Source organism: Niallia sp. FSL R7-0648, assembly GCF_038007005.1.
GTDB lineage: Bacteria > Bacillota > Bacilli > Bacillales > Cytobacillaceae > Niallia > Niallia circulans.
In genome coordinates, this window is record NZ_JBBOWE010000001.1 from 3,577,107 (window position 1) to 3,594,411 (window position 17,305).

General features: G+C 35.8%; 17 protein-coding genes and 1 pseudogene. 2 read left to right on the forward strand and 16 right to left on the reverse strand.

Going from position 1 to position 17,305, the window contains the following annotated elements; all coding sequences use genetic code 11:
• Positions 1 to 33: 33 nt before the first annotated feature.
• Positions 34 to 720, reverse strand: coding sequence for a GntR family transcriptional regulator (locus NSQ89_RS17580; protein WP_235844546.1), 687 nt, complete (start codon positions 718 to 720; stop codon positions 34 to 36).
• Between the two features lie 341 nt (positions 721 to 1,061).
• Complete coding sequence (locus NSQ89_RS17585) at positions 1,062 to 2,177, reverse strand: IS4 family transposase (protein ID WP_169188410.1); 1,116 nt, start codon at positions 2,175 to 2,177, stop codon at positions 1,062 to 1,064.
• Between the two features lie 202 nt (positions 2,178 to 2,379).
• Here NSQ89_RS17585 and NSQ89_RS17590 point away from each other — a divergent pair, with 202 nt between their 5' ends.
• A complete protein-coding gene (locus NSQ89_RS17590) occupies positions 2,380 to 3,501 on the forward strand; it encodes an IS4 family transposase (RefSeq protein WP_341132958.1) in 1,122 nt (373 codons plus the stop codon).
• A 262-nt stretch (positions 3,502 to 3,763) separates the two neighbouring features.
• On the opposite strand, the gene NSQ89_RS17595 is transcribed toward NSQ89_RS17590, so the two are convergent.
• From NSQ89_RS17595 to hpf, 10 genes and pseudogenes are all read right to left on the reverse strand, one after another.
• Positions 3,764 to 4,600 (reverse strand): DUF1028 domain-containing protein, encoded by an 837-nt coding sequence (locus NSQ89_RS17595; RefSeq protein ID WP_341132959.1) that lies wholly within the window; start codon positions 4,598 to 4,600, stop codon positions 3,764 to 3,766.
• Between the two features lie 20 nt (positions 4,601 to 4,620).
• Positions 4,621 to 5,151: a chromate transporter gene (locus tag NSQ89_RS17600; RefSeq protein WP_047943897.1), complete on the reverse strand. Its 531-nt coding sequence runs from the start codon at positions 5,149 to 5,151 to the stop codon at positions 4,621 to 4,623.
• Entirely contained in the window at positions 5,148 to 5,711 is a 564-nt protein-coding gene (locus NSQ89_RS17605; protein WP_047943896.1) for a chromate transporter, read from the reverse strand. The genes NSQ89_RS17600 and NSQ89_RS17605 overlap by 4 nt, the downstream gene beginning before the upstream one ends.
• 24 nt (positions 5,712 to 5,735) lie before the next feature.
• On the reverse strand, positions 5,736 to 7,346 hold the full coding sequence (locus NSQ89_RS17610) for a gamma-glutamyltransferase family protein (protein WP_047943895.1): 1,611 nt from the start codon (positions 7,344 to 7,346) through the stop codon (positions 5,736 to 5,738).
• A 1-nt stretch (position 7,347) separates the two neighbouring features.
• Positions 7,348 to 7,716, reverse strand: a pseudogene (locus NSQ89_RS17615) (oligopeptide/dipeptide ABC transporter ATP-binding protein); the annotation flags it as partial.
• A 670-nt stretch (positions 7,717 to 8,386) separates the two neighbouring features.
• A complete protein-coding gene (locus tag NSQ89_RS17620) occupies positions 8,387 to 8,698 on the reverse strand; it encodes a hypothetical protein (RefSeq protein ID WP_341132960.1) in 312 nt (103 codons plus the stop codon).
• Between the two features lie 159 nt (positions 8,699 to 8,857).
• On the reverse strand, positions 8,858 to 9,307 hold the full coding sequence (locus tag NSQ89_RS17625) for an Lrp/AsnC family transcriptional regulator (RefSeq protein WP_061800934.1): 450 nt from the start codon (positions 9,305 to 9,307) through the stop codon (positions 8,858 to 8,860).
• Between the two features lie 318 nt (positions 9,308 to 9,625).
• A complete protein-coding gene (tnpA, locus tag NSQ89_RS17630; RefSeq protein ID WP_047944525.1) occupies positions 9,626 to 10,111 on the reverse strand; it encodes an IS200/IS605 family transposase in 486 nt (161 codons plus the stop codon).
• A gap of 197 nt (positions 10,112 to 10,308) precedes the next feature.
• Positions 10,309 to 11,471 (reverse strand): IS3 family transposase gene (locus tag NSQ89_RS17635; protein WP_341132941.1). Its coding sequence is split into 2 segments (ribosomal slippage): positions 10,309 to 11,195 and positions 11,195 to 11,471, totalling 1,164 coding nucleotides; the frame shifts between segments, so codons are not numbered across the junction.
• 106 nt (positions 11,472 to 11,577) lie between these two features.
• A complete protein-coding gene (gene hpf / locus NSQ89_RS17640; protein ID WP_047943892.1) occupies positions 11,578 to 12,126 on the reverse strand; it encodes a ribosome hibernation-promoting factor, HPF/YfiA family in 549 nt (182 codons plus the stop codon).
• A gap of 864 nt (positions 12,127 to 12,990) precedes the next feature.
• Here hpf and NSQ89_RS17645 point away from each other — a divergent pair.
• Positions 12,991 to 14,160, forward strand: coding sequence for a glucose-1-phosphate adenylyltransferase (locus NSQ89_RS17645; RefSeq protein WP_336044407.1), 1,170 nt, complete (start codon positions 12,991 to 12,993; stop codon positions 14,158 to 14,160).
• A gap of 48 nt (positions 14,161 to 14,208) precedes the next feature.
• Here NSQ89_RS17645 and NSQ89_RS17650 read toward each other — a convergent pair whose 3' ends face one another.
• The 4 genes from NSQ89_RS17650 to NSQ89_RS17665 are packed head-to-tail and all read right to left on the reverse strand — an operon-like array spanning position 14,209 to position 17,184.
• On the reverse strand, positions 14,209 to 14,562 hold the full coding sequence (locus NSQ89_RS17650) for a hypothetical protein (protein ID WP_328282790.1): 354 nt from the start codon (positions 14,560 to 14,562) through the stop codon (positions 14,209 to 14,211).
• Positions 14,562 to 14,963: a flagellar export chaperone FliS gene (fliS, locus tag NSQ89_RS17655; RefSeq protein ID WP_047943890.1), complete on the reverse strand. Its 402-nt coding sequence runs from the start codon at positions 14,961 to 14,963 to the stop codon at positions 14,562 to 14,564. The genes NSQ89_RS17650 and fliS overlap by 1 nt, the downstream gene beginning before the upstream one ends.
• 22 nt (positions 14,964 to 14,985) lie before the next feature.
• Positions 14,986 to 16,812, reverse strand: coding sequence for a flagellar filament capping protein FliD (fliD, locus tag NSQ89_RS17660; protein ID WP_341132961.1), 1,827 nt, complete (start codon positions 16,810 to 16,812; stop codon positions 14,986 to 14,988).
• Positions 16,813 to 16,830: 18 nt separating this feature from the next.
• Positions 16,831 to 17,184 carry a flagellar protein FlaG gene (locus NSQ89_RS17665; RefSeq protein WP_161798407.1) on the reverse strand — a complete coding sequence of 118 codons (354 nt, stop codon included), beginning with the start codon at positions 17,182 to 17,184 and terminating at the stop codon, positions 16,831 to 16,833.
• Between the last annotated feature and the right edge of the window lie 121 nt (positions 17,185 to 17,305).

Genomic DNA, 17,305 nt, shown 5'->3' on the forward strand with positions numbered 1-17,305 from the left:
TCTGTGAAAAGGCTAGATTAGATCCTGTTAATTTTAACGAAAATAATCAGGATATGTCTTCTTTAGTTCCTCTTTTTCAAAGTTAACTAAGTTTAAATGTATCCCTATTAGTTTTTCTGCTTCGTTTGTTTTCTTTTCCTTTATAAAATGAAAGATATCTTTATGCTGAGAAACAAGCATATCCCATTCCAGATTGGATTCCAATCGAAGAACACGCAAGCGGTCAAAGTGACTATTCATTTTTCTAATCATCTTCCAAGTTCTCAGCTTGTTGCATCCTTCAAATAATAAACGATGGAACTGATCATCCAATTCCAATAATTGATGGCAGGATTGATTTTTTAAGCATAATTCCTGCATGGCAATATTAGATTCCAATTTAAATAACTGCTCTTGTTTAAAAACCTGACAAGCTTCTTTCACAACTGCTTTCTCCATATTTTCCCGGACAAACCTTGCTTCTTCCACAAGCTCTAAATCAATCAAGGAAACAATCGTACCAATTTGCGGATATATCCCCAGCAAATCTTCTTGTGAGAGCTTTAAGAAAGCTTCTCTTACCGGAGTGCGACTTACATTTAACTCACTTGCGATTTCTTGTTCAGAAATCTTTAGCCCTGGTTTTAACTCTAATTCTGTAATTCTATTTTTTAATGATTCATACACAAAATCCCTCGTAGAGATATTTTCCTTTTTCCGAATCGTAACGATTATACTCACCTTTTCCTCGGTATCCTAATTATACTAGTATGGTAGTTCGTATTTTCATTATAGAAGGTCTCCACTGGAATTTCAATCCCCTTTATTAGATTAATTTTTCATTTCTGACTATTTTAACTTTTATGGATAAAGGGAAAATAGGCGGTTGCCATTTTGAATCAAGAATTAAAATTTTTTAAAATCATAATTTATCACTAGTGTTGCGTAAATAGTGTCATAATTTTCAGTTTAATTGTTTACTCTACTTAGAGCCAAAAAAGTAATTACCTTTCTAAAGGCGGCCCCTGTCCATTTGGAAATTTATTTACAATTAGACCTGTGCAACGACAACAATTTGTTGATTAAGGAATGGCTTTTCCTTCAATTTTGCGAAGCCAGACATGTGCTGGTTTCCACAATGCTGCCCTTAAATAACGGCTAATTTGCAAGGTTTTCCGCTTACTTTTTGTTTCGAGTTGTACCAGAACATGAAGACAAAAAACAATAAGTGCGATAAACACTTGATTTTGAATCGCCCATTCACTTTGACCGTAGAATTTCTTGATATTGAGATGTTGTTTAATCCATTTAAAAAACAGCTCAATTGCCCATCGTGATTTATACATTTCCGATATTTCTTCGGCGCTTAAGTCAAAACGATTTGTGATTAAATGAAGTTCATTACCTTTTGAATCTATTATTTTTAGAAGTCGAAAATAGTTTTCAGCTCGGTTTTGAGTTGTACCAATCAACACCATTTGATCCGACAAAACAGATGAATCTTTGGGTAGTTTAAAATCATAAACCTCCCGTACGACTGCGTTTTTTCGTAGCCTAGAAAGAAAAAAGTAGCCTTCATCGGTCATGCGATCAAAACGCTCGTAGTCTAGATAACCTCGGTCAAACACATACATGCATTCTTTATCGTCAACCATAATCTCAAGTTGACCACGATCGTGTTCGCTTGCCGTTGTCATCACGGCTTTTTCGGGATAGGATTCTCCCTTTTCCATAAATACAAGGCGTAAGTGTAACTTTACGCCTGCCTTAGTTTTGCGGAACTTCGCCCATTTATGATTGGTCAAATTTAGTGGCAAAGTACTTGAATCAATAATTTTTAACGGCATGACAAGTTTTGTGTAGTGTGTTTTGGCGTGAATTTGTCCGACTAAATCAAGGAAAAGTCTTTGAAACAAATCTGGATTTAGACCATTTAAACGGCGCGAGAGCTGAGAAATGCTTATAGAATCAAGGTCGATTTCCTTTTGAAGATGATCATCAAAAAGGCAATCACTTAACGCATGAAGACTTTCAACTTCTTCTAATTGTGCAAAAAGTAATAGTTTTAGGAATGATTCTGTCGTTAACTTTTTCGTATAGCAATCTAATTTCAATGTTTTCACCTGTTCTTCAAATAATTGAAGATTAATTGGCGAAAACCATTGTCCAAATGAAGTTTTTCGTGTAATCTTGTCCATGAGATTGGTCCTTTTTTAGTGGATTTGGACGGGTTACCACCTGACTTATCCATTATAAAGGACTTTTTCTATGCATAAAATCACTAGTGTTGCAAAGACTTTTTAACCCATCAAAAGCCTAATACAAAGCTATCCAAACGCAAAAAAGTCCTTTATACTGTTCTCGGATGACTTATCCAAGACCAATAAAAAGGACTCACGCATGGATAAGTATAACGTAAAAACCTCATTTCAGAAATGGTTTTCTGCAATAAATTTTTCTGGTTTATCAGAAAACTCTCAAAGCTTAATTAGCGACTTTGATTTCTACAGTAAAAAACTAGACTTCCAAACGACGCTTAAAGTGTTACTTCATGCGGTTTATGAAGAATTGCCAAGCTATCGCGAGATTGATCGCGCCTTTTTAGATCAGCGCCTCTGCAAGGAACTTGGCATTGATTCCCTGTGTTACAGCTCGTTATCTCGTAGAGCGCCAGAAATCAAGCAAGAAGTATTGATGGAAATTTTTACGCAATTAGTCGCCAGAATTTCTGTTCAGCAGCCAAGCTCAAAAACAACCAGTCTACAATTGATTGATTCAACGACTATTCCGTTGAACAAAGCATGGTTTCCATGGGCCAAGTTTCGGAAAACAAAGTCTGGCATCAAGCTACATTTGAATCTCTGTTATCTTGATAAAACCAATCAGTATCCTGAAAGTTTTACGATGACAAATGCGAGTGAGCATGACCGTAATCACCTTGAAGTTCTTGTTGATAAAACGCAAGCAACGTATGTGGTGGATCGCGGCTACTTTGATTACAAGTTGTTAGACAAACTAAATCGTGACGGCTATTTCTTCGTTACACGGACAAAATCTAATACAAAAATTACCATCTTGGATCAAATTGAAGTAGCAGATACAACAACCCGTGATGGGACGATAATCAGTGACCAACAAGTGATTCTTGGCGGCGGTGTCAACCATGTGACAGAGCGTTTTAGGTTGGTAACGGTTCTTACCAAGGGACAAAAAATCCTGCGAATGGTGACCAATCGCTTTGATGTATCGCCAAACGAAGTGGCCGACATGTATCAAGCCCGTTGGCAGATTGAATTGTTTTTCAAACACTTAAAACAAAATCTGACCATTAAACGACTATATTCACATAGTGAACAAGGGGCGATAAATCAAGTCATCCTCACCTTAATCGCAACGCTTCTCACTTATGTGATAAAAATTGAGTTGAATACGACAGCGACGCTGTTTCAATTGAAACGTACCTTCCATTACTTAATGTTTGAGCCCGCAGAAGAGTGGTTCAAACGTTACAGACCTGGATGAGGATGTAGTTAATAGCTGTTGTCACGTTTGATTTTTGAATACATACTAAAATTTTCTGGAAAATAGTCATCCGCTGCGTCAGCACTTGACTTTTTTGAAATTTTTAGCAAGAAATAAATGTCAGACTATTCTGACGATATGTTCGCAACATTAGTGATAATTTATATTCTATTTTGCTCATTAATGGCTTTTTTCAGTTGCTTTAAACTATGATCGGTAGCATTAAAACAACTCCCATATTAATAGGGAGTTCTCTACCATCTTATTTTTGCTTTTTCATATACTCCAATACTTCTTTATCAATTAGACCTATCTTTTGTTCTCTTTCTTCAAAATTCTCCGTATGAATATAGCTTTTTAGTGCGTCTAATATTTTTGTGGTCGTTTCGTTTAGATAGCCTAATCTTTGTAAGTGAATCGTAAGTTCTTCTTTGGTCTTTCCTTCTATCGATACAATATTTTCTGGTTTAGATGGGGCGAAATAGAGCTGTTGTAATTGGTAGATACGTGTAAGTTCTTTAATTGGCTCTTCGTGATCTTCTACTCGCAAGTCAATATAACGATCATTGAAGCCGCCATAGCCGCCTTTTTCCTTTACAACAAGAAGTGCTGCTGATTGCTGTCCTCTGCTGTCGCCGCCTGCATCCTGACCTGCTTGCAATGCTGCAAGTAGTCGCACTGCCAAGCTTCCTTCCGTTTGTTGAAAAATAGCCCCCATGTCCTTTACTGTATTTTCATCCACGAGAATATTTCCTTGGGCTGCAAAATGAGGACCCGTTACTCCTCCTGCCCAGTCATAACATTCGCTTCCAGTGAAGGTTGCCGCATTGCCATTTGCATCAATAAAACCAACCTGTCTTTGTTCTCTTCCAGGATCTTGTGCTAATAACGCATGCAATGCCTCCTCTGCCGACCTTCCTTCCTCCATTAAACGCAAGCCTTCTGGACCAAAGGATGTGTTTGCATAAGATTGCGTTGCTACTGCTCCCGCGCCTGCTTTTGCCCATGGAACAACGGCTCCAACACCAAGAAACTTAGATTGGACTGCAATCCCCCATTCCTTCTCCTCTGGATCAAAGCCAACAATCGAAAATGTCATTATACAACCTCCTCCTTCATTTAAGCCAAGAATATTGCTCCATACACTAGGGAACCCGCTATTACATATGCTGGATGAATCTTTACCTTTTCCAATAAAATCAAGCTGATAGCACCTATAAATACAGTTTGCAAGATTCCTATTCCATGATAGGAATTCTGAAAAAAGCTAATCGTCATCATGGCAAGTAAGACAGCAATCACAGGTCTCACTAAGTTTGTCAGCAAACTCACTTTAGGTGAATCTTTAAAATTCATTAACAGCCGTAATAAGGCAATCATTAATAATAAGGACGGGGCAACCGTTGCAAAGACCCCAATACTCGCACCAATTATTCCACCTTCTTGAAATCCAATATAGCCTGCCATTTTAGTCGCAATCGGACCTGGCAATGCATTTCCCATTGCCAGTATTTCACTAAATTCATTTTCGGTTACCCAGCCATACCGATCGACCACTTCGTTTTCCACTAAGGGGATCGATGCTGGTCCACCTCCATAGCCGAGAATACCTGGAAGAAAGAATGCCCAAAAAATATGCCAATAGATCATGATGCCTTCACCTCTTTAACTTCCTCTTTCTGCTTCTTGCTAAGTAAAGAAACGACAATGACAATTCCTATGACAATCGCAGGATGGATTTGGAGAAGGACTAAAAGAATAAGACTTGCGGCCATCAACCCAATCGTCAGCGTCAGCCGAAAATGACTATTTACTTTCTTTAGAAAATCTACTGTCAATACTCCTAGCATTACACCAACCACAGGAACAACAGCCTTTGTCATTCCTAATACCCAAGGCTTATCTTTAAAGGAATTTAAAAAAGTTAATAATACAATCATTAATAGTATCGTCGGAACAACCGATGCAATAATAGCGTTTATCATCCCGAATACACCCTTTACTTGCCAGCCAATATAACCAGCCATTTTGGTGGCAATTGGGCCTGGCAACGCATTTCCTAATGCCAAAACATCAGAAAACTCATCATCTGTCATCCATTTATATTTATCCACTACTTCCTTTTTCACAAGAGGAATTGAAGAAGGACCACCGCCATATCCTAAAATCCCTACCCGAAAAAAAGCAAGAAATAGATGCCAATGTGTCATAAACTCAACAACCTTTCTGCAGCTTTACCAGGAGGCAATCGTTCCATCTGTTCTTGATTCTGTTCCTCCAATTAATACACCTGTTTCTTCATCTCTCCAGATAATCTGTCCTCTGCCGAAATGTCCAAACTCTGTAGCCGTTTGAATCTCATGTCCCCTCCTTGCAAGTGCTTGAGCTAAATAGTTAGGAAAATGCGGCTCTACTAGTATCTTCTTCCCTTCCGTCCACTGCCAGCGCGGTGCATCTAAAGCCGCTTGTGGATTCAAATGAAAGTCGATTGTATTGGTGACAATTTGAAAATGACCTTGTGGCTGCATATAACCGCCCATCACCCCAAAAGGTCCGATTGGCTTATTATCTTTCGTAAGGAATCCAGGGATAATTGTATGATAGGTTCTTTTCCCCGGTTTTAATGCATTGGGATGGGCTGGATCAAGGGAAAAATCATGCCCCCTGTTTTGCATGCTAATCCCTGTTCCGGGAATGACAATTCCTGAGCCGAAGCCCATGTAATTACTTTGAATATAGGAAATCATATTTCCTTCTTCATCTGCTGCGGCTAAGTAAACCGTTCCTCCCTTTGGAGGTGATAGTGGTTCAGGAGTAATAGCTTGATCGCCAATTTTTTCTCTTCTTAAAGCAGCATATTCTTCGCTTAATAATTCCTTTACTGTATGAGGCATTTCCTTTTCATCGGTAATAAATGCTTTCCCATCTGTAAATGCAAGCTTCATTGCTTCTATATGTTTATGGTATGTATCAACGGAATCCTTCTCTGTTAACTTGAAGCCTTTAGCAATATTAAGTGCCATTAATGCAACCAAACCTTGTCCATTCGGCGGAATTTCCCAAACATCATAGCCTTTATAAGAAACAGAAATTGGCTCCACCCATTCAGGATAATAGCGCTCTAAATCTTCTTTTTGAAGATAGCCATTATGCTCTTTCATAAACTGTGCTATTTTATCAGCTAATTCTCCACGATAAAAGCTTTCTGCATTTGTTTCTGCAATAGAGCGCAATGTAGAAGCATGACCTGGTGATGACCAAATCTCCCCGATTTGCGGTGCTTTTCCATTAGGAGTAAACGTATCAAACCAAGGCTTATATTCATCACCTTGAAAACTTTCTTTAAAGCGATTATAGGAAAGATCCCAATACTTTCCGAGAGTCGGGCTGACTGGATAGCCTTCTTCAGCAAGACGAATAGCTGGTGCCAATGTTTCTTTCAAAGGTAATTTTCCAAACTTTTCTGAAAGTGATGCCCAGGCAGATGGAGCACCTGGCACTGTTACCGGAATAACACCATGGGTTGGTATCTTTTCTAGCCCCTTTGCTTTTAACGCATCAATGGATATGGAACTTGGTGCAGGTCCACTTGCATTTAATCCATGCAGCTTATCCTTGACCCATACAAGCGCAAATGCATCTCCCCCGATTCCATTAGAAGTTGGTTCCACTACTGTTAATGCTGCGGCTGCTGCAATTGCTGCGTCAATCGCATTTCCGCCCTTTTGTAAAATCTCTAAACCAGCTTGAGCAGCAAGAGGCTGCGATGTAGCAACCATTCCCTTTTTTGCAAAAACAGTATTTCGCTGGGAAGGATAAGGGTGATACAAGTAATCTAGTTTCATCTTAATTCAATTCCTTTCCGACATAATGACAGGCAACAAAATGATCCGCTTCTGCTTCTTGCCACTTTGGCTTTACTTGTTTACATAGATCTGTTGCTATCGGACAGCGTGTATGAAATGGGCAGCCAGAAGGAGGATGAGCCGGATTAGGAATTTCTCCTGTTAAGCGAATTCTTTGCCCTTTTGCTCCCATTTTAGGACGTGGAATCGAGGATAACAACGCTTTAGTATAAGGATGAAGCGGATTTTCGTATAATTTTTCCGAAGAAGCAAGCTCCACTGTATTTCCTAAATACATAACTAAAACCCGATCACAGAAATAGCGAACAACCCCTAAGTCATGTGAGATAAATAGATAGGTTAATTGATATCCACTTTCATCTTTCACAAGGAAATCAAATCACTTTATTTGATTAACAAACGAAAGCAAATGATTAATATTCATGATTATAAGACAGTTACAAACAGAATTCTAGTTATTTTTCTAAAAAATTTAATAATTTTATATATTCAATATTTACAGAAAACGAGAAAACCTTTTCGTATCTCTAAAATTTATTTTATCGAAATAATAATATGTTTTTCACAAAGTAGTGGAGGGAAATTACTATAAGCATAAGAGGTGAATTAATTTAATAATCATTCGTTTTTTAGTATTTTTATACTTCCATTATTTTCTTATAGTAATTTAATTGCTTGAATTCTTCTTAATCTAGTAGAGATATAAAAAGATTAATACTATTTCAAGAAAGTAAATACGTTTATATTTTTTGTTGGGGATTTTTTTTAAAGAATTTGTAAATTTTCTTGGAGAGAATTGGTTGAGCTTTCTATTATTATACAATTAAGCTATATAAAAAGGTTGATTGGCTAGAAAACTTCTATAGTGGCAAGCAAGTGTTTTTACATGTAGTTCATTTATGTGAATTGGTTTGAAGGAGGGTTTATGGTAATTATCCGTTATACTCTGTTTTCGTCGGGGAGCGGAGGACACTAGACAAGTAGAAGAAAGCCAATGCCCCACCATATTTCTTTTCTTATTATGGTGCAAAGTCAATTTGCCCAGTAAACAATAGGATAAAAATGATTATCCAAAATATAAACAAAGAGGAGGAAAGTATTAAAGATATAACAGGGAGTATCTTTTTCTCTGTCTTCTTCAACAGGGCAATTATCGATAATAGGATTCCTGCACCCGTAAGAAAAAATGTGATATAGTCGCCAGCCACATTTCCGTTATTAGCTATTCTTGTCGGTGTGACAAAAACAATAAAGACGCAAATAATACCAATGGCAAGAGCAATATAACTAATTATACTGTACTTTATTGGTGTGTTAATTTTATTTTCCAAATATAAACAACCTTTCTAATTTTTATAATATACATGTATTTTATCATTAATTTCCTTAATTATGGAAATTAATTCGGAGAGACGTTGGAAAAAAAGAGGACAATAAAATACCAAACAAAAGATTAACATAATAAATTTGATCTTTGTTTGGTATTTGTATCAAATTTTTAAACCATTTCTACTTTTAAACCTTCTTAAAAGAATATGACTTTCTACTCTTGTGATACCTTCTAAGGAATATAATTCGTTGTTTGTAAAGCTTTCTAGTGCTTCGAAGTCTTCAACGAGAACATGCATATGTAAGGTGCTTGGACCCGTCATTTGATAGCAGCTGGCCACAACAGGATTTTCTGCTAGTGTTTGGGCTACTTGAATGAGGGAAGCTGGTTCGCAGTCTACTTCAAAAAAGGCAGAAACTGTTTTGCCTACTTTTTCCGAATTGATAACAGCACTGAATTTTTCAATCACTCCATTTTCGATTAGTTGGCTGACTCGCTCTCTTATAGCCACGCGGGATAATTGCAGCTCTTTGCCAATTTCCACATAGGAAAGCCTGCCGTTTTCTGTAAGTAATTCTAATATTTTTTTGTCTATTGCATCTAATTTCATTTAATCACCACGCATCTTCTGTTTTAAAATATGCTTCATTATAGCTTGTAGATTGGAAATAAGGAAGTTCTTTTTAGAATTTTCTAACCTTTAAAGGGGATGACAAAATCGGATGAAATATTTGGTTGAAATGTCTATTGACTTATGGGGTTTTAACGGATTATTCTCGTGTATTATATAAACAATAAGGACCACCCGTGAGAACGGGTGGTTTTCTCTGCGGCTGAAAGCCTTTATTACTGACCAAACCCTAAAGGGCTACTGAAAGGTTCGCCAATTGTACTACTTCTACTGGCCAGACCTCAAAGGCCTTCTCTCCTAATTTTTTCGTTTCTTTTTCTTCACTTCTTCCCCTGTAAATGGATCAATATATTCCATCATTGTTAATTGTTCTGCGACTATATCATCTTGTATTTGATTACGGATATATTCTTCAATTACCTTTTTGTTTCTTCCTACCGTATCTACATAATATCCTGTACACCAAAATTTTCGATTTCCATACTTATATTTCAATTGTGCATGTCGATCAAATATCATCAAGCTACTTTTCCCTTTTAGATAGCCTACGAATGCTGATACACTTAATTTTGGCGGAATACTCACTAACATATGTACGTGATCCTTACACGCTGTTGCTTCTATTATCTCCACGCCTTTCCTCTCACATAAGGTACGTAAGATTTGCCCAATATCTTTCTTTATTTTCCCGTAAATTATTTGTCTTCTATATTTTGGTGCAAATACTATGTGATACTTACAATTCCAAGTTGTGTGTGCTAAACTATTATTGTCTTTTGACATAAGGACTTCCTCCTGGCTATTTATTTTCGGTTGGCGAACCAAAAAATATTTTAGCACCAAGAGGAAGTTTTTTTAATACCACGCTGTAAGCTTTTTGGAACCCTAGGCATAGCCCAGGGTTTTCTTTTCTATAATAAAATAAAGCCTGCAATGTTTTAGACTGACCTAGCAATATGGGACAGTAATAAAACACCTTCTTAGGCTGCCATATTACCAAACTCTATTGGTGTGTAGTAGCCTAATTTTTCTTGAATACGTTCTTCGTTATAATATCTCATAAATTGATCTACACGCTCTTTTACTTCTTTTAAAGATAAAGAATGGAATTTAACATACTGAAATTCCTCTGATTTTAGATTAGAATGAAAGGACTCAATGACGGCATTGTCCCAACAGTTTCCTCTGCGTGACATACTACTGACTAAATTTTGCTCTCTGACCCGACTTTGATACGCATAAGAAGCATAGACACTGCCTTGATCGGAGTGGATGATTATTCCTTCAGGATTCCCTCGTTTTTCTAGTGCTTCATCCAAGGTATCCATTACTAAAGAAGTTTGTTGATGGGGATAAAGCTTATAGGCAACGATTTGATTGTTATACAAATCCATGATGGTAGATAAATATAAAGTATCTGGACCATATTGAATATAGGTAATATCCGTTACCCATTTTTCGTTAGGATTGCTTGCATAAAATTCTCGCTGTAATAAATTGGGCGCAACAATGACCGATTCCCCCTGTGATTTCCACCTTCTCTTTTGCTTTATTCTACACTGAAGATGATATTTTTGCATAATCCGTTGAACAGTATTACGGTTTAATTTAATTTGATAATTACGCTTTAACAGCTCTTTGATCTTCCGGTGTCCATATCGGTACTTTGTTTCTTTGCAGAGGGAAATAATTGTTTCCTCCTCCTTAGATAACTCCATTGGTTGCGAAGATGCCCAGCGATAATACGTAGATCTTGGAACATGTAAAGCAGATAAAATAGCTGATACAGTATATTTTTTTCGTAATGTCTGTACTAATTGGAGGACAATTTCCTTTTCAACTCCTTTTCGATTTCCAAATACTTTTTTAAGATTTCATTTTCCTGCTTTAAGTGATTCATTTGACGTTCTTTTTTATCTTCATCACTTGAATTATCTGGACCATGCCCGTATGAATACTGTTTTCCTATAGGTTGATCGAATCGATGAACTTGATTTTCCCGATACCATTTCATCCACGTTTTGATTTGAGAAACATTTTTAATTCCATATTTCTGCATGATTTCTTGATTCGTAAACTGACCACTCATCTTATCTTTAACAACTGCCCATTTAACCTCACTTGAATATATGTTTTTGCCCACGCAAAACACCTCCGAGTTAGTACTTTGTTTAAGTGTACCATTCGAAGGTGTTTTATAGTGTCTCATTTATTTAGGTTAGTCTATTTCACTGCAGGCTTTATCTTTATTATTGAGCTTCAATTAGACCGTATTTTCCATCTTTTCGTTTATAGACGATATTGGTGTTATTTGTTTCTGCGTCTGTATAAACGAAAAAGTTATGGCCTAGTAAATCCATTTGCAGGATTGCTTCTTCACTATCCATTGGTTTTAAATTGAAGCGTTTTTGGCGGACAATTTCTAGCTCCTGTTCTTCTTCCTCCACATTTGGTGTGCTTTCGTAAGAACCAAATAGTTCATTCAGATTTCCTTTTTCTCTATGCTTACGATTTACTTTTGTTTTATGTTTTCTTATTTGTCTTTCTAATTTATCAGAGATTAAATCAATAGCTGCATACATATCCATATGATCTTCTTCTGCACGTAACAGCAACTGGGACATTGGAATTGTAACCTCTACCTTGGAAGTTTTATCATTGTACGTTTTTAAATTTACATTTACTTGTGCATCTGGTGATTCAGAAAAATATCTTTCTAATTTAGAGATTTTCTTTTCGACATACTCTCTAATTGCTGGAGTTACCTCAATGTTTTCTCCTCTAATGTTGAAATTCATAAGTTACTCCTCCTTTATAGTTTCCAGTGCAAGTCTTATTTTTTCCTTATAGTAAATGAAAATATACCATATAAGGAATCATTTTGACTATACTATCTATTTCTATCATACCCTGGCAAAATCCTGCTAAAACGATAAGAAATTTCGACAAAATTGTGAACTTTTTAAATACAAACGCTTACTATTATTCTATCGAAAATTATTTTCAGCAAATTTTTATGTTAGAAAATGTTTCAAAACGATTAACAGCGGTTATATATACACCATAATCAAAACGTATAGCTCGTACGATAATAAAGTAACTGATTACTTAGTAAAAGAACTAGTTCTTTGAAAAAAGAAGATAGGCAAGTGTTAGTATAACCATTATTTTCTATTTCAAAAGTAGAGGCTATTGAAGTTAAATATCTATACAAAGATTCTCCCTTTTGAAAAACATTTCGACATAATGTAAGAGAAGAAGCCTATATTCCTAACAATAGATGGAATTATGAGTATTACTTATTCGGTCGGTGTCGAGTTTTAGCGAAATTAATCAAAATATTTTTACAATTCAATGTTTTATATTTGCTACAATGAACACATTAAGAATTTAACCTGGAGGTAAAAGAATGAGTGAAGCAATATTACAAAATCAGCCTGAATTAGAATTAAAAGAAATGGAAGAGGAAGAGTACTATTACAAGTTGTGGGAAGACGATCGTTTATAGGCCGAAATAGATCTACTTGATACGAAAAGGAAGAACATTTGCTTTTTTAAGAAGTGTTCTTAAAATTTGAAATCTTCCTGGTAAAATAAGTAATAAATTACTTTCTTTTGAATTTCTAACAAATGAACTTTGATAACGCATACTGGAGGGATCTATTTTGAATAAAAAATGTATTGCAATGCTATTGGCTGGCGGAAGAGGGACAAGACTAAAAAAACTAACAGAAGAATTAGCAAAACCGGCAGTACCCTTTGGGGGAAAATACCGTATTGTTGATTTTACATTAAGTAATTGCCGTAATTCAGGAATAGATACTGTTGGTGTATTAACACAATATCAGCCGCATGTACTGCAAAATTACATTAAAGACGGAAAAGATTGGGATTTGGACAGCAGAGATGGCGGACTAAGCATCCTCCCTCCATACCAATGTGGTACAGAAGAACGCTGGTATGATGGTACAGCCCATGCTATCTATCAAAATATATCCTATATTGACCAGTATAACCCGGATTATGTTCTCGTTATTTCTGGTGACCATATTTACAAAATGGATTATAATTTAATGCTGCAGCAGCATATCAAAACAGGGGCAGATGCAACAATTTCTGTTACGGAGGTTCCTTGGGAGGAAGCAAATCGTTTCGGTATTATGAACACAGATGGCACCAATAATCGAATCGTCGACTTTGAAGAAAAGCCATCTAATCCTAAATCAAATCTAGCTTCCATGGGTGTATATATTTTCAAATGGAAAACGCTTAAATCCTATCTACAAAAAGAAGAAAAGAACGAATTATCTTCTAAGGACTTTGGAAAAGATATTATTCCTGCCATGCTGACAGATAACCGCAAACTACATGCTTACACCTTTAAAGGTTATTGGAAGGACGTTGGGACAATCGACAGCTTCTGGGAAGCAAATATGGACTTATTATCAAAGGAAAGCAATATCTTTCTAAATGACAAAGACTGGACCGTATTTACCCACGAACAGTGCTACGCCCCGTCCTATATCGAATCTTCCGCTACCGTAAATCGCTCCATTATCAGTGAAGGCTGCGAAATTTATGGAACTGTTGAAAACTCTGTTATCTTCAATGATGTCATTATCGGAAAAGGAGCAATCGTCAAAGATTCCGTACTCCTGCCTGGAACCGTTATCGGCGAAAATGCTGTCATTGAAAAAAGCGTAACAGCATGCAATGTAACAGTGGGTGATCACAGCATTATTGCACCAAAGGACGCAGATTCAGAAATTATTTTGATCGGTGAAAGTATGGAGAATAAGCAGACCCGTGTTGGATTGTCGAGAGTGATTTGAATATAATATCAAATAAAAATGTTGTTGCCTTAATTGGCAACAACATTTTTATTTTTTCTTATCATAAAACATGCCATCTATGGAGATATTTCCACCATACGGATCATTATATTGATTAATCCTTTTCTTTCTCACTTGCTGCTGCTTTAAATCTGTTTTTATTTTCCCTTGCAAAGAAACCATCTTGTCATTCAGAAGTTTCTCTGAAGCGATCATTTCTTTTTTATCTGCTTCATTAATTTTCGGCCATAAAGGAAGCTGATTTAATAATTCTTCCCTCTTCTCTAATAACTCATTTATTTCCTTTATAACAGCTTCTCTTTCCTCTATCGTTCCTTCCTCTATCGTAAGAAGTCCAAGCAGCTTTTTCGTACACTCATTATAGTCAGTTAATAGACTCATTATGCTAATCCATTGGAAGGTCCAATATCTTTTTTCGCTATTTTTATTACTTCCTTCCAAGTATCACGAAATTCGATAACATAACCTTCGACTTCATTTAATATATTTATATCATTCTTAGTATTAGCTTCCACTAATCTTCTGTAAATATAATCGTACATTTGGAGCATATTTTTAGAAATATCAATCTCTAAATTTAATGTAATCATCAACTCATTAATGATATTTTGGGCTTTACCAAGATTTTCATTTCGTTTTTCAATATTTTTATCCTCAATAGCTCTTTTGGCTAATGTAATAAATTTCAAACAACCATTATACAGCATAAGAGTCAAATCACCGGGAGACGAAGTATTGACTGCATTCTGCTTATAGGTTTGGTATGGTTGATTAATTGCCATCTACTTACTCACCCCTAAGTTATTATGATCCATTTTGTGCAAAAAAGCCTGCTAATTGCGAAGATTGATTATTTAATTTCTGTATAGCCTTTTCCATTGCATTATACTGTGACCAATAACGATCTTCTATTTGCTTTAATCGATATTCCATTGATTCAATATTATCATCAATTCGCAGCATATCTTTACCAATGGTATAATTATATTCCGTTTTAAACGTATTACCAGCTTTTTCTTCAATTTGTTTCATAGTATCTGATATATCCGTTCTTAGCCTTCTCGCTAATCCTTGTTGATCAGTTGTTGGGCCATCCGCCATAAATAACTGGTATACCGCTTCTGGATTATCTTCGATTGCTGCTTTTAATTTATCTTCATTAATCTCTAGCTTACCACGTTCTAAATAGTCCTTCGAAGTAGTAATCCCAATTTCAGCCAACTGATTATATTTTTCAATTGTTTTTGTTTTATCATTAACTGTTACAGACGCATATAAGGAGTTTCTCATTTTATTTAAACCAGAGGTTAAAAGGGGATCTCTCTTCAGTAAGCCACTTTTCGCCTTTTCCTCCCATTGCTCAATCTCCTTTTCACCCATTGCCGCCTTCTGTTCTTCTGTAAGAGGCTGAAAAGCTGAATAACGCTGAGCAGTAAGTTCTGTATTAACAGCACCGATTGTTTCATTATATTTATCGACAAAAGATTTTATCGTATCAAAAATACTATCTGTATCAGTTTGAATATTTACATTCACACTTTCACCAGCAGCAGTATTTTTATTTAAATTAAAGGTAACATCGTTCATGGTAAAGGTATTGGATTTTCTAGATGTTTTTAATCCATTAATGGTGAATTCAGCATCAGACCCAGCCGTTTTTTCAGTTAAATTTAGAGTTTTAGTAAAAAATTCGGCATCCTTTCCCAAAAACTCAATTTCTTCTGCCCCATTATTTAGTATGCCAGTATCTGTGCGTTGTGCGACCACTTTATCAGTACCAGTGTCATAAAACATACTGATCCCTACATTAGAACTATTAATTTTACTAAACATACTATTTAATGAAGTGGAACCATCAATTTTAAAACTTTGCTTATTTTTTGTACCATCTTCATTTGTTGTTTGAATATCAAACTCAATGTAGCTGTTCTTCTTAAGATTGTCCCCACTCACTGTTACCGTGCTATTTTCTGGAAGAATTTCACCAAATGTCATTTTTCCAGTGGCTGGATTAACATATACAGTATCAGCTGCTCTAGTACCTTTCTCTGGAGCATCTCCTTCTATCAGCTGAACTTTAAACGTTTTATTGGTTCCTCCTGTTACAGTTATTGAATCAGGAAATCCAGATAAGGAAGTACCGCTTAGATATATTTCATCACCTTGTCCTGTTAAAGTCTGTGAAAAACTTTCTCCCTTCCATTGAATTCCAGAGTCATCAGAGAGTTTGCTTTGCTGGGAAAGTAAACTCTTGGTAGGATCTAGCGTACTATTACTAATTTTATCTGCACTTTGTACTTTAGCGGACTTTGCCATTACAACATCGGAGATATTATATGAAACATTCCCTGCATTCGCTTTTGCACTTACTGATACTATATCCTTGTTTGAAGAAACAGCAGTTCTTTTCATCATATTTGATTGTTTGGAAATACCTTCAAATATAAAAGTATCGAACTCTTTTAATTTTGCATTCATTGTTCGGTAATTATCACGTTGCCATTCTAAAATTTGCTTTTGTTGTTTTAGTTTGTCTAGAGGCATACGCTGCACTTTCATTAATGAATCGACAATCGATTGTGTGTCAAGTCCACTGGCAAGACCGGTGAATTTTATTGAATTTACACTCATTATAAATCCTCCTCTAATTTAAAGCTTTTTATCGATAAATATTCCGATAAACTCTGTCATTTTTGCATAGATGTCTAAAAGTTCTTTAGATGGAATTTCTCTTATAACCTTCTCTGTAGCTTTATCAACGACTTCTATATAATAGCGTTCTGTTTCATCATGGACCTTAAAATTTATAGAAGTATAATGTGGCTTTAAAAATTCATTGATACTCGTTACTATTTCTTCCGCTTTCTCTTTTTTCAGAATGTTAGTCGATTCTTCTGAAAGAGTATCCACCAATTTGGTGTAGTCCCTATTATTTAAGCTAATTTCATTATCATTTCTGGTTGAGTTCACTAAGTTAGATATAGTCGATTGTTGTTGATTCATCTCCAATTTCATCCATATAACAGCTCCTCTATCAGATCCTTTAATTTTTATATCGGATACTCTAAACATTTATTAACAAAAAGTTATTTCAATTGTAAATAAAATGGGATAACTAAGGAAA